Source organism: Labrenzia sp. ATLA3 (assembly GCF_057180185.1).
The window spans coordinates 325,717-338,819 of the sequence record NZ_JBXUKV010000004.1; the positions used below are offsets into that span (position 1 = coordinate 325,717).

A 13,103-nucleotide genomic window follows, 5' to 3' on the forward strand; every position below is an offset into this window, starting at 1 on the left:
AGACTCGCCTGGCCGGTAGCCAGAGGAGAGGACGGGTGCTGACAATCCGTGAATTGAAGACACCTCTGATCGGCCCCATTGACCTGACGTTGCAAGCAGGGGAAGCCGTGGCGATTTCAGGTCCGTCCGGCGCCGGAAAATCGTTGTTTCTCAGGGCCATTACCGATCTTGATGAAAGCTCCGGGCATGTCGCTCTGGATGGCAGGGAACGAGAATCCATGCTGGCGCCGGAGTGGCGCCGCAAGATTGCATATGTGCCAGCCGAAAGCGGCTGGTGGGCAGACCGCGTTCAGGATCATTTTGCTGAAACCGCGGACCTTTCTGGCCTCCTGCAGCAGGTCGGCCTTGCCGATGCACGCTCATGGGAAATTGCCCGCCTTTCAACCGGCGAGCGCCAGCGCCTTGCCCTTGTGCGCGCGCTCCAGGCCGCACCGCAGGTCCTGCTTCTGGACGAACCGACGTCCGCCCTCGACCCGCCTTCCGTCACGCTGGTCGAAACGCTCCTGAAAAAGCAGCTTGAGGCCAATCGCGCGCTTCTGATCGTCAGTCACGATCCCGGTCAGCCGGAGCGTCTTGGCGCACGGCACTTCATCATGGACAAAGGCCGCTTGTCGGCCGCCCCCTGTGAGGAGGCCACCGCGTGACTGGCTATCTCGCCCTCAGTTACTGGGACCTCGTGGCAGCCTCGGTGTTCCTGCTTCTGAACGCGGTGTTTTCCATCGTTCTGGATCTCGGCCTCACCCGCACGCTCATTGTCTCGGCGCTGCGCATGAGCGTGCAGTTGATTCTGGTGGGGCTTGTGCTGAAGGCGATTTTCTTTGCCGGATCCCTGCTGTGGACGCTGCTGGCCGCTGGGGTGATGCTTGCCTTTGCCGCGCGTGAGATCTGGGCCCGGCAGGACCGGCGTCTATCGGGCCTCTGGGGTCCCGGCCTTGGCGCTGCGGCCATGCTGGTCGCAGGGACCCTGGTCACCGTCTACGCGCTGGCAGGCCTCATCCGGCCCGATCCTGTCTGGTTGCCGCAATATGCGCTGCCGCTTTTCGGCATGGTGCTCGGCAACACCATGACCGGTGTCAGCCTCGGCCTCGACACGCTGCACACCTCACTTGCCCGTGGCCGCCGGGAGGTTGAAGCCCAGTTGCTTCTGGGGCGAACCCGCTGGGAAGCGACACGGCCTTTCGCCCGGCAGGCCCTGCGGGCCGGCTTCACGCCGATCATCAATGCCATGGCTGCCACCGGTGTGGTGTCCCTGCCCGGCATGATGACGGGCCAGATCCTGTCCGGTGTCGATCCGCGCGAAGCGGTGAAATACCAGCTCATGATCATGTTCCTTCTGGGCGGCGCGACTGGCCTCGGCGTCCTTGGCGCCACCTTCGGCAGCCTCTGGCGTATGACCGACACCCGCCACAGGCTGCGCCTTGACCGTCTGAACGGAGGCTCACGATGATCGAACTCTATGGCGCCGACTATTCGGTTTATGTGCGCTCCACCCGTCTGGCGCTCATAGAAAAGGGCGTCGCCCATGAGCTTCGCCCGATTGACGTCTTTGCCGCTGGCGGGCCACCGGCGAGCTATCTCGAGCTGCAGCCGTTCGGCAAGATCCCGGCGCTGAAGCATGGTGATTTCACGCTGTACGAAACGGCGGCCATCCTGCGCTATATCGACGAGGCCTTCGACGGGCCGCCACTCCAGCCCGGTTCTCCTCAACCGCGGGCACGGATGGCTCAGTTTCTCTCCATCCTCGACAATTACGCCTACAAGACCCTGGTTTGGGACATCTATGTGGAACGGGTATCAAAGCCGCGCGAAGGTGCGTCGGCAGATGAGGTCAAGATTGCTTCGGCGCTTGGCCCAGCCCGGAGGATAATCCACGCGCTGGAAACACTTGCCGCCGATGACGGATTTCTGTTGGGAGACCAGCTAACGCTTGCCGACTGCCATGCCGCCCCCATGTTGGCCCTGTTCGAAACGACCGATGAAGGCGGGTTCCTGCTGCGCTCAGCGCCCAGGCTGTCCTCATGGCTGCGGATGTTTCGGGAGCGCAGCAGTTTCAGTCAGACCGAACCCGCCAGCCCCTGACGACCGCACAGTGGACGCCGCTCCAGACCCGAAGGCAATACCAGCCACTCATGTTAGTCTTGATACTTGCCGTTGCACCCACGGCACCTTGGCAAAGGTGGCAAGACACCATTGAATCATTTTCTGAAGAAGGGGATTTTTTGATGAAATTTCAGAAAGTTGCGATTGTTTTCTTGAGCACTCTTCTCTTGATGTGCGCCAGTTTGGCAGCATCGGCACAAACCGTCCATGAACCTGCGCGCGGCACAAGCGAACGCAAGAACATACTCGACGCTGTGCGCCCGATGATGGAAGCAAGGGTCGGTCCGCCGGTCGAATTCGTGGTCAACTGGATGCGCTCGGGATATGGCTGGGCCTTCGTTCAGGTTTCTCCGCAACGGCCGGGAGGCGGCGTTATTGACCCGTACCGCACGACCTTTGCTTCGCAGGCCGAATATATGGACGGTCTCGTCACCTATGCGCTGCTGCGCTACCAGTTCAACCGGTGGAACCTGATCGATTTCGCCGTCGGACCGACGGATGTCTTCTGGCAGGGCGACCCGCTGTATGCCCAGGTGCCCCCTGGCCTGACACCCTACTGACAGGTCTAACGCTCCGGTTCCTTTTCTGAAGTGGAAGCGTCTTTCAGGCGCTCCTCTTCGCTGTCTGGCTCGTCTGTATCGTCGTCGTCTTGCGGCGTGCTGTCCTTTTCAAAGAGTTCAGGCTCCTGGTCCATTTGCTCGGAAGAGGCAAACACGCCCGCCTGCTGCAATTCCTCTTCCGCCAGTTCGCCCAGCACGCGCTTGCCCGCGGCCACACGGTCGCGCGCTTCATCCATGATCTTCTTGGCCAGCTTCTCGTCCTTGTCCATCAGGTGCTTCAAGGCTTCAGCCTCAAGCACCAGAAGCTGACAATCCTTGTAGGCCACCACCTTCGCGGTCCGCGGTGTCTGGTTGATCAATGCCAGTTCGCCGAAGAAGCTGCCCTCTCCCAAAAAGACCGTGTCGTGCTGCAAGCGAATTTCAACCTCGCCGTCGGCGATGAAATACATCTTGTCGGCAACATCACCCTTGTCGGCAATGGTGCCGCCCTTCTGTACCCGGAGCGACTGCAGAAGCTTGGACACTTCGGCGATCTCGGTTGCCTTCAGATCTTCAAACAGCGGCACCCGGGCAACCATGGACCAGGTAACGACAAAATCACGGCTATGGATTTCACGGGCAAAGGCCGAGGCAATGATACCAACCGGCAAGGCGATGAGCCCGTAGCCCATCAGCATGACGATGCCCGCCACCATCTTGCCGAGATTGCTGACAGGCACGACATCACCATAGCCGACGGTTGTTACCGTGGTGATTGCCCAGTAGATCCCATGCAGAATGCTGCGAAACTTTTCCGGCTGGTCGTCCTTTTCGATCAGATACATCACGGTGGCCGACAGCAGGATCACGCCGAAGATGATCATGCTCGACCCGAGCAACGCCCGGCGCTCGTTGCCGACAGCGGAAATCAGCGACCGCAAGGCGGGCGAATAGCGCGCAAGCTTCAGGAAGCGCAGCAGCCGCAGGACGATGACCATCGTGACTGCCTGATTGGGCAGAAACAACACGAACAACAGCGGCAGGGCCCCGATCAGATCGATGATCGCGTCCGGCTGGATGGCATAGCGCAGCCTGGAAAACACAGGCCCGTAGCGGCGCAGTGGCGGGTGCAGATCGGCCACGTAAAGACGCATGATATATTCGGTCAGAAAGATAAAGCCGCTAGCGAATTGAACGAAGCGCAACTGGCTGCTGAAGAGATCGCGAATTTCCGGCACGGTTTCCAACACCGCAAACAGGATGTTCAACAGGATCAGCGCGATCAGAAGCTGCTTGAGCACGCGCGCGCCGATGCGCCGTTTGCCTGTGTCCTCAAGCACCTCATAGAGCGCTCGTTTGAATTCCTGGCCGGACACCAAGCCCCCCGTTTTTGAATTTGCTCGCTTTTTCATGAATAGCGGAAAGACAGGCTACGACAAAGCCCTGCACATCGACAGCCCTTCTTCCGTCGCACGAAGCTGTGCATAGGGGAGAAAGGATCATGACTGGGTTGATGCACCGCAGGCCTCATCTTCAAGGATGGCCAAGCGAAAGCGCGAACCGGGACCGGGGAACCACAGGTCTTTCGGTCATCACTTGCTGACAGCCAGAACTCGCAAGCTCCCTGCCCCCGGAATGAGCAAACGCCCTGAACACACAAGGGCGACCCCAATGGAGCCGCCCTTTTCAATCTTCAAAACTGGAAGGAGCGTCAGAGCCCGGCCAGATGAGCCTCGATCGCGGCAATGGCCTGATCGGCCTTGGCACCCTCCGGTCCACCGGCCTGCGCCATGTCGGGCCGTCCGCCACCGCCGCGGCCCCCAAGGGCTTCCGATCCGATCCGCACCAGATCCACGGCGCTGACCTTGTCGGTCAGATCCTGCGTGACAGCCGTCACGATGGCAGCCTTGCCGTCTTCTGCAACGCTGATCAGAACAACCACACCGGACCCGAGCTGTGTTTTGGCCTCATCAGCCATCCCCTTCAGGTCTTTCGGGTTGATACCTTCAACGACGCGGGCCATCAGCTTGAACGATCCGGCTTCCTTCACAGGAGTGCCGCCGTCGGCTCCGCCGCCCATGGCGAGCTTCTTCCTGGCATCCGCCAGTTCGCGCTCCAGCTTCCTGCGGTCTTCAACCAGTTGCGCCACGCGGGCGGGAACATCGTCGGCGCTGATCTTAAGCAGGCTGGCCAACTCCCGCATACGCTTGTCCTGCGCATCCAGATATTCGCGGGCCTCGGACCCGGTCAGCGCCTCGATCCGGCGGACACCTGCCGCAACCGCGCCTTCGGAAACCAGCGTCACCAGGCCAATGTCGCCGGTGCGCTTCACATGGGTGCCGCCGCACAGTTCCAGCGAATAGGGCTTGCCCTGCTTGGCACCATGAAGCGCCGTACCCATGGAAACCACACGCACTTCATCGCCATACTTCTCGCCGAACAGGGCCATGGCCCCCGCTTCGATGGCATCGTCAACGGCCATCAGGCGCGTGTCGACCGGCGCGTTCTGCAACACGATCTCATTGGCAAAGCTCTCGACCGTCGCCAGTTCCTCATCGCTCACCGGCTTGGGATGCGAAAAGTCGAAACGCAGGCGCTCCGGCGTCACCAGAGAGCCCTTTTGCGCCACGTGATTGCCAAGGACCTCGCGCAAGGCCTCATGCACCAGGTGCGTGGCCGAGTGGTTGGAACGGATTGCCGTGCGGCGGGAATGGTCGACCTTCAGTTCCAGGGCAAGTCCCGGAACCAGTTCACTTTCCTCAACGGTGACGGAATGTACGAAGAGGCCATCTGCCTTCTTCTGGGTATTCGTCACGGCCACCTTGACGCCATTGGCCAGCATCCAGCCGGTATCGCCGACCTGACCGCCGCTTTCGCCATAAAATGGCGTCTGGTTCAGAACCACGAACCCGCTTTCACCGGCAGACAGCTTGTCGACTTCCTTGTCGTCTGCGGCAAGACCGGCAACAACACCTTCGGCCGTCTCGGTTTCATAGCCGAGGAAATCCGTCGCGCCGTGTTTTTCCTTGAGTGCGTACCAGACAGCTTCCGTAGCCGCGCTGCCCGAACCGGACCAGGCCGCACGGGCTTCCGCCTTCTGGCGCTCCATCGCCGCATTGAACCCATCGATATCAACGGAGATATCGCGCGTTCTGAGCGCATCCTGGGTCAGGTCCAGCGGGAAGCCGTAGGTGTCGTAAAGCTTGAAGGCGGTTTCCCCGTCAAGACGAGTGCCGGCCTCAAGATCTTCCGTTGCCGTATCGAGCAGGCCGAGGCCGCGCTCCAGCGTCTTGCGGAACCGTGTTTCTTCCAGCTTCAGCGTTTCGGTGATCAGGTCTTCCGCACGGCTCAGTTCCGGATAGGCACGGCCCATTTCGCGCACCAGCGCCGGAACCAGCTTGTGCATCAGCGGTTCACTCGCCCCCAGGAGATGGGCATGGCGCATGCCGCGGCGCATGATGCGGCGCAGAACATAGCCACGGCCCTCGTTCGAGGGCAGCACGCCGTCGGCAATCAGGAAGCTCGTGGACCGCAGATGGTCGGCGATAACGCGGTGGCTGCCCGTGGCCTCACCTTCCGCTTCAACGCCCGTGGCATTGACAGACGCCGCGATCAGCGCCTTGAAGAGGTCGATGTCGTAGTTGTTGTGAACGCCCTGCATGACAGCGGCGACACGCTCGATGCCCATGCCGGTGTCGATGGACGGCCGAGGCAGGTCAAGACGCTCTTCCGGCGTCTGTTCGTACTGCATGAAGACGAGGTTCCAGATCTCGATGAACCGGTCGCCGTCTTCCTCCGCAGAGCCCGGAGGCCCGCCCCAGATGTGGTCGCCATGGTCGTAGAAGATTTCAGAACAGGGGCCGCACGGTCCGGTATCGCCCATGGTCCAGAAATTGTCCGATGTCGGAATACGGATGATCCGGTCTTCGCTCAGCCCGCCGATCTTTTTCCAGAGATCGAATGCCTGATCGTCTTCGGAAAAGACGGTCACCAGAAGTTTCTCTTTCGGCAGACCGAATTCCTTGGTGACAAGGTTCCAGGCCAGCTCGATTGCCACGTCCTTGAAATAGTCACCGAACGAAAAGTTGCCCAGCATCTCGAAGAAAGTGTGGTGGCGTGCGGTGTAACCGACGTTGTCGAGATCGTTGTGCTTGCCGCCGGCGCGCACACACTTCTGCGCCGTGACCGCGCGGGAATAGTCGCGCTTTTCCAGTCCGGTAAACACGTTCTTGAACTGGTTCATGCCCGCGTTCGCAAACATCAGCGTCGGATCGTTGCGCGGTACCAGCGGCCCGGACTCGACCACTTCGTGGCCGTTTTTGTTGAAATAGTCCAGAAAGGCAGAGCGGATTTCATTTACGCCGGTCATTCGGATCTCGCATCGGTCACAGCCCCGCAAATGAGGGCCTGTTGATAATCTTGGGTGCGCGGGATCTGGCTCGCTGATCCGCGCCGGAACAGCCTTTTAACTTTGACCTCCAACCCTGTCCAGCGGTTGCAAGGGCCCGACGCTACGGAAACCCGCCCGGATAAAGGCAATTTTCGCATTGCGGGTTGCAGCAATGCACCGGTCACCTGCCCGGGTGCCGCCTGACGTGTTCGAATGCCGCTCAGCCCAGACCTCCCAAAAGCAAAAGGCCCCCTTCCGGCGTACGGAAGGAGGCCCTTGGAAGACCGGACAAACGTCCGGAGCTCACGCGAGTGGCGACTGGAAGCTGAGGATCAATCCTCTGCTTCTTCCGCGGCCGCCTCGGGATCGATGATCGCTTCGGCGATCAGACCGGCGTTCTGGCGGATCGCCAGTTCGATTTCTTCAGCAACTTCCGGATTGTCCTTCAGGAACTGCTTTGCGTTTTCACGGCCCTGACCGAGACGCTGGCTGTTGTAGGAGAACCAGGCACCCGACTTTTCAACGATGTTGCCCTTGACCCCAAGATCGACCAGTTCGCCCATCTTGGAAACGCCTTCACCATAGACGATGTCGAATTCGACCTGACGGAAGGGAGGCGCCAGTTTGTTCTTGACGACTTTCACGCGGGTCTGGTTGCCGACAACTTCGTCCCGGTCCTTGATCGCGCCGATGCGGCGGATATCCAGACGGACGGAGGCATAGAATTTCAGCGCGTTGCCGCCTGTGGTGGTTTCCGGGGAACCGAACATCACGCCGATCTTCATGCGGATCTGGTTGATGAAGATCACCATGCACTTCGACTTGGAGATGGAAGCGGTCAGCTTGCGCAGTGCCTGGCTCATCAGGCGGGCCTGCATGCCCGGCAGACTATCGCCCATCTCGCCTTCAAGCTCGGCCTTCGGCGTAAGCGCGGCAACCGAGTCGATGACAAGAACGTCGATGGCGCCGGAGCGAACCAGCGTGTCGGCAATTTCCAACGCCTGCTCACCGGCATCCGGCTGTGAGATCAGAAGATTGTCGATATCGACGCCAAGCTTGCGCGCATAGATCGGATCCAACGCATGCTCCGCATCGATAAAGGCACAGATACCACCCGTTTTCTGGGCTTCGGCAACCGCATGCAGGGCAAGCGTCGTTTTACCGGACGATTCCGGCCCGTAGATCTCAACGATACGCCCGCGCGGCAGACCGCCGATCCCGAGCGCGATATCAAGTCCGAGAGACCCGGTCGAGACGGCCTGCACCTCAACAACCTGGCCCTGGCCCATCTTCATGATGGAGCCTTTGCCGAAGGCGCGTTCGATTTGGCTGAGCGCTGCGTCCAGCGCTTTTGTCTTATCCATCTGGCTGCTTTCTACGAGACGAAGTGTACTTTGCGACATGGCTTACGCTCCTTATTCCACGATGGACGTGCCGTTTCAATGAGAGCTTTGTACACATTTTGTTCTCATTTGACAAGATGGCAAAACCGATTGGTATTAAAATAGAAATGACTGTTTGTTTCCAATATGTTCTCCTTCTACTGGAAATTAGATTACCCTACGTAAGCCTTGCATGGAAACATCCCACGAATTGTAGCGCGCAACTTCGTTTGGCGATTCGCGCAACTTCACTTGGCATCCAGATATGCACTTGGGAGCTGATTGACCAAAGACTGCAGCTACTCAACAACCGAGTACGGATTAAGAATTTCCTTCACGTCGACACCGACCGCGATCTCGTCCGGATTTTTTGTACCTCGGCGCAAAATAGCACCATATCTAAGTGCTCGGACGCTATGTAGATGGCTTCGGTCCCGACCCTTTTTTTCTAGAAAATTGGCAATGGTCGTTTGGACAAACTCAAACAGCTCATCACCGCTGTGATTTACGATTACGGCGATGGTGCCTGGTCGCGTTTCGTTGATCTGATGACTTTTTTTGAGAGTTGATTCTAGGTTCTTTTTAATGCGCGCTCGATCAAACTTCCATCCAGTCCGCCAAATGACTGACTGAGCTGATTTGCATTCAAGAAAAAACTGTCGATCAGCGGCGACGCGGAAATATAGATCGGGTTTTGCCTCATCTGTCTTGTTCTCAGTCGAAAATCCAATGAGATGCCCATCTTCGTAGGTCGTGCTCGCCAGCAGGAAAAATCCCAGGGTGTGAAAGAACGCTAGATCATTTGCATATTCCTTCGCAATCGGCAGATATCGAGGATGATGTTTCCATCGTTCATCAAGCGTTTCAAACAGATATATTCGAGCTATCGCCGAAGCTACTTCGGGGTCATCCAAGTTCAACGGCAAAGTATCCAGTTTGGAACGAATTTTTTCGATCGCCCAGGTAAACGGCAGTTCTGTCACCGGTTCTGTGCCGGAGGATATGAACCTTTGATATTTTGCTTTTCGCTTGTCAGCTGGGACTCCAGACAACTCTTCGAAGCGCTTTTCCAACTGAGAAAGTCTACCTATCGAGATTGGCCGCCATGCTTGCGGTTCTTTGGGTGCACAAAAGGCAAACTGCTGAATTATCTCTGATTTCAGTGTGATACACACGTCAGGTCGATAGGCGAGAGTTTCTCCGACACCATAATTCGCGCCAACTGGCATCACGATAGTGTTCAACGGCAAGATTTCACCTGCTTGAAGCTGATTGGTCGTGCTGACCTGACCACAGTAGCCACACACAAGGTTCACATTCAAAAAACACTCAGGCAGATAAGATTCAACCAGAACGTTCCCACAACTCTGACAGACGAAATTTCGATCGACCTTCACGGTACATCTGAAGATCGGTCCTGGCCCAAACTTAGCTATCGTCGGATTTTCAGCGATTGGAATCGTCGTAGTCAACTTGATGGTTTCCCAATTGAAAACTGTCAAACAGACTAAGCTTCCGAGGTTTCAAACACCAACCTAAACGCGCTTCCACCCAGCTCTTCACTCTAGGAGCGGCTTCAACGAATAGCCGTCGTTTCAACCCCAACAACCCAAATAACATCACACTATCCGTTCGGGGAGCCCGATAGAACTCAATTGATGTACTCTGTCACAAGGCAACGGATTCGCGACATTCTAGCCCGTTCCCAGTGTAAGCCCTGTGTTGGCCATTTAGGGATTGAAGCGATGGCAAAGAAGAGACCTTCAGCAACGATACAGAACGCCAAATTTATCAACTGCGGAACTGGTATCGCAAGTGCAGGGTTCGATCTCGATATTAGAAACACCACATTCGATAATGTCGCTCGCCCCTTCGATATCAAAGGCGAGCGCGTTTCGATTTCGGGTACAAGAATAAAAAATGACCCTAAAAACTCCGTTCAAAATCCGGCGACCAGAGGAGCGCATGTAGGCTACAGAAAGCCTAACGGGCCACCATTACCTGTCTTCTGCAAAAACTGCAGAACGGTCTTTAACTCTCGAAACTACAACATCGGCAGTCCAGCTTTCTATGGCTATGACAACGAGGAAACGTGCCCTAATTGCAATTTTGAGCATGCCAAAGTTACCGATGGACTTTTCGACCTATCGAAGGAAGTTGCGCGCGCATTAGCTGAGACAGAGTTATCGCGAGATGAGTTGCATGCCTTGAACACTATAACCAGCGAACTCATCGGAAGCGCAATCACCGCGAAGAAGGCGGAGAAAAAGATAAAGGCCAGTGTGCCTAAGTTCGCAAAGTATCTGTCGGCGGCCCGAAAACTCGGTACACACGCAACGCTATACGTCGCACTTTTGCTAAACATTGGAACGTTTTACATAGCATACAACGGAAAAAGCGACGAACTTCTTGAGCAAATTTTAGAAGAGTTACAGTCCAAGGATTTCTCAGAGCACCAGATACACGACAGCTACCAAAGCAAAGTTCAAAAGAGAAGCACTAAAGTACCCAAGCACAAACCATCGAAAAGAGAAGCTTCTGGTCCTGCGGATCACCTCCCTCTGCCAAAACCCAAACCGAAACATTTTTGAACTCTCCGATAGAAATCTTATTATTGAACTATTTCCGGCAACTCACCGTCCAGGAGCTGCTGTAGGAACGCAACAGCGTCAGGTGGAAGAGGCTCACCTTCCGGCGCTTGCTGGATTGTCAACCAATAGTCAGCGCCTTGCGGAGAAGCGTTCCAGTGAAAGCAGTTTGCCAACTGCAATTTGTTACCGGCCAGCACAGCGTTGATCGCCTCACGCGAAACCGCCTCGATCTCATGTTGCATGGATTACTCCCTTGGAAAACTCAGCCGGAGAAGCAGCGTGCCCCCGGTTCGATTGGACATGTAGAGCTTGCCGTCCGTATGGGCTGAGAAGATGAAGTTGCCGTCCGATCCACCGCCGTTCGCCAGAACGCCTGTTGTCCAGGAGAAGTTGGTGGTCGATTTCAGGCTGACGTTTGAAACGTCCGGTGAACCGGTCGTGTTTACGAAAATGCGGCCGTTCGGTGCTCCCAGCGTCGTGACCTGGCACTCGACGTCGACGTTGCAGCGATTGGAGGGCATCTGAACCGACACCGCCTGATCGTCGGTCATCCGGATCGGGAAGATGTTGTCGCCATTATCCAGATCCTGGGCGCTGATGTTGTAACTGATGTTGCCCCGGCCGGCAGCGTTTCGATAGGTGTTGGCGTCATATCTGACACGCCTGTATAGGTTCTCGAAGCTGCAGTCAGAGTGCGTGCAGTCTTCCGCACCCGCCGTGACGCCGGCAGCCCCGTTGTAGCCGTAGACGATGCCAACCTGCTCTTTTCCAGATGTTGCGTTGAGCGCGTAATCACGCAGGCCCATCTTCACGTTCTGGATCATCACGCGGCGTGAGCGAACCCTGATGGCTCCGATGCTCTCCGCGATCGATACTTCCGCACCATCGGATTGACGGCGGGCCCAGTCCCAAATCTCGGTGTTGCGAACCACAGAGCCGTCAGCAAGCGCGTTGATGTCGATCGGCCTGGACTGCATTTTCTCAAACAGGCAGTGATCGATAATGATCCGGCCACCCATGTTGTCAGTAAGGCCATCGGAGACAGGGTTGTAGATGCCGATGTCACCTTCCAGGAACCGGCATCCATAGACGCGCAACAAGCTCGAAAAGCGTTTCAGCCCGATACCGTTCTGGCACCCTATGAATACGCAGTTGGTGATTTCGGCACGCCGGCCGCCACTGTTGGACAGATAGACGCCCAGATCCGGTGGCCCCCGGTAAATGCACTTGTCCGATTTCAGACTGTCCCAGTTGGACGCAAAGAAGGACTGATCGCCGCCGCCAACACCGATGTCATCTCCTGCGGCAGCAGTCCGGCCGTGATTGAAGAAGACGCTTTCCAGCTCGATGTTCCAGCGCCCAATCAAGGCCAGACCACCGATCGTGGTGACGCCAGGGGTCGAGGCAGGTGCATCAACCAGGTCGATCATGCCATTTCGCATGACGAACCGTTGAACGGTGTTCAAGCCATTGGTGGTGTAGGCGCTTTCAAAACGCATCATGGCGCCAGGGTTGGCAGTGCTCTCCTGGATGCCGCCAAGGCCCTTGATCGTTGCGCCGTTCAGATCGAAAAAGATGTCCGAGGTTTCGGCTTGTCTCAGGATGCCAAGCGCGTGGCTTGCATCACCAGGATCCCAACTGTTGATGCGATAGATCTGACCGGTCGCACAGCGGAAGACATTGATGCCGTCGCCAAGGCCTTGTTCGAACATCTCACGAAGCGGGATGCCGGCATCAGCATCATTGCCGATCTCATTTCCGGTATCGACATCCTCGGGCGAAATGCCGTTTGCCTTGAGCCGATCCATGACAGACACGTACGGCAGTGTCGGCTTGTACTGACCGCCAACCCCCAGTAGATCCCGCACCTCCTGGAATGTCTTGCTTTCGCGAGCATCACCGGCTGGGTTGTCGACCAACATGCGATCGGGTGCAATGGCAGGTAAGGTATCACCGATTGCGGCTAGCAGCTGCGAAGCAAGATCTTCGACGGGAATTGTAGCGAGGCTTTTTTGACCGCCAACATCTTCGTGTCCAAGCAGTTCGCTAACCGCTGCAGCGGCTGTGAGGTTGCTAGTTCTTACACCTTCATATCCCATAG

Annotated in this window: 11 protein-coding genes; 5 read left to right on the plus strand and 6 right to left on the minus strand. The window is 57.1% G+C overall.

Annotated elements, in window-relative coordinates; translation table 11 throughout:
- Positions 1 to 35 precede the first annotated feature (35 nt).
- The 4 genes from AC2A6O_RS12960 to AC2A6O_RS12975 all read left to right on the plus strand — a co-directional run bounded on the left by AC2A6O_RS12960 (position 36) and on the right by AC2A6O_RS12975 (position 2,660).
- Positions 36 to 644 (plus strand): ABC transporter ATP-binding protein, encoded by a 609-nt coding sequence (locus AC2A6O_RS12960; protein ID WP_498927556.1) that lies wholly within the window; start codon positions 36 to 38, stop codon positions 642 to 644.
- Positions 641 to 1,447 carry an ABC transporter permease gene (locus tag AC2A6O_RS12965; RefSeq protein ID WP_498927558.1) on the plus strand — a complete coding sequence of 269 codons (807 nt, stop codon included), beginning with the start codon at positions 641 to 643 and terminating at the stop codon, positions 1,445 to 1,447. The genes AC2A6O_RS12960 and AC2A6O_RS12965 overlap by 4 nt, the downstream gene beginning before the upstream one ends.
- Positions 1,444 to 2,079, plus strand: a complete 636-nt coding sequence (locus AC2A6O_RS12970) for a glutathione S-transferase family protein (protein ID WP_498927560.1) — start codon at positions 1,444 to 1,446, stop codon at positions 2,077 to 2,079. The genes AC2A6O_RS12965 and AC2A6O_RS12970 overlap by 4 nt, the downstream gene beginning before the upstream one ends.
- A 143-nt stretch (positions 2,080 to 2,222) precedes the next feature.
- Complete coding sequence (locus tag AC2A6O_RS12975; protein ID WP_498927562.1) at positions 2,223 to 2,660, plus strand: hypothetical protein; 438 nt, start codon at positions 2,223 to 2,225, stop codon at positions 2,658 to 2,660.
- A gap of 5 nt (positions 2,661 to 2,665) precedes the next feature.
- On the opposite strand, the gene AC2A6O_RS12980 is transcribed toward AC2A6O_RS12975, so the two are convergent.
- The 4 genes from AC2A6O_RS12980 to AC2A6O_RS12995 form a co-directional block, all read right to left on the minus strand.
- Complete coding sequence (locus tag AC2A6O_RS12980; RefSeq protein ID WP_209001273.1) at positions 2,666 to 4,015, minus strand: cyclic nucleotide-gated ion channel; 1,350 nt, start codon at positions 4,013 to 4,015, stop codon at positions 2,666 to 2,668.
- Between the two features lie 335 nt (positions 4,016 to 4,350).
- A complete protein-coding gene (alaS, locus tag AC2A6O_RS12985) occupies positions 4,351 to 7,008 on the minus strand; it encodes an alanine--tRNA ligase (protein WP_498927564.1) in 2,658 nt (885 codons plus the stop codon).
- A gap of 353 nt (positions 7,009 to 7,361) precedes the next feature.
- Complete coding sequence (gene recA, locus AC2A6O_RS12990; protein WP_148586313.1) at positions 7,362 to 8,432, minus strand: recombinase RecA; 1,071 nt, start codon at positions 8,430 to 8,432, stop codon at positions 7,362 to 7,364.
- 278 nt (positions 8,433 to 8,710) lie between these two features.
- The gene (locus AC2A6O_RS12995) at positions 8,711 to 9,883 is read right to left on the minus strand and encodes a hypothetical protein (RefSeq protein ID WP_498927567.1); all 1,173 of its coding nucleotides are present in this window, start codon (positions 9,881 to 9,883) and stop codon (positions 8,711 to 8,713) included.
- Positions 9,884 to 10,156: 273 nt separating this feature from the next.
- On the opposite strand from AC2A6O_RS12995, the gene AC2A6O_RS13000 reads away from it, so the two are divergent.
- The gene (locus tag AC2A6O_RS13000; protein WP_498927569.1) at positions 10,157 to 11,002 is read left to right on the plus strand and encodes a hypothetical protein; all 846 of its coding nucleotides are present in this window, start codon (positions 10,157 to 10,159) and stop codon (positions 11,000 to 11,002) included.
- Between the two features lie 20 nt (positions 11,003 to 11,022).
- Here the strand turns inward: AC2A6O_RS13000 and AC2A6O_RS13005 are convergent, their stop codons facing one another.
- Complete coding sequence (locus AC2A6O_RS13005) at positions 11,023 to 11,244, minus strand: hypothetical protein (RefSeq protein WP_498927570.1); 222 nt, start codon at positions 11,242 to 11,244, stop codon at positions 11,023 to 11,025.
- A 3-nt stretch (positions 11,245 to 11,247) separates the two neighbouring features.
- On the minus strand, positions 11,248 to 12,924 hold the full coding sequence (locus AC2A6O_RS13010; protein ID WP_498927572.1) for a hypothetical protein: 1,677 nt from the start codon (positions 12,922 to 12,924) through the stop codon (positions 11,248 to 11,250).
- Positions 12,925 to 13,103: the final 179 nt, after the last annotated feature.

What these genes read in the sequence shown, in the direction of transcription:
- recA (WP_148586313.1), bottom strand. Translation starts at nt 8,432, where the DNA reads ATGTCGCAAAGTACACTTCGTCTCGTAGAAAGCAGCCAGATGGATAAG.
- AC2A6O_RS12970 (WP_498927560.1), top strand. Translation starts at nt 1,444, where the DNA reads ATGATCGAACTCTATGGCGCCGACTATTCGGTTTATGTGCGCTCCACC.
- AC2A6O_RS12975 (WP_498927562.1), top strand. Translation starts at nt 2,223, where the DNA reads ATGAAATTTCAGAAAGTTGCGATTGTTTTCTTGAGCACTCTTCTCTTG.
- AC2A6O_RS13000 (WP_498927569.1), top strand. Translation starts at nt 10,157, where the DNA reads ATGGCAAAGAAGAGACCTTCAGCAACGATACAGAACGCCAAATTTATC.
- alaS (WP_498927564.1), bottom strand. Translation starts at nt 7,008, where the DNA reads ATGACCGGCGTAAATGAAATCCGCTCTGCCTTTCTGGACTATTTCAAC.
- AC2A6O_RS13010 (WP_498927572.1), bottom strand. Translation starts at nt 12,924, where the DNA reads ATGTTGGTCGACAACCCAGCCGGTGATGCTCGCGAAAGCAAGACATTC.
- AC2A6O_RS13005 (WP_498927570.1), bottom strand. Translation starts at nt 11,244, where the DNA reads ATGCAACATGAGATCGAGGCGGTTTCGCGTGAGGCGATCAACGCTGTG.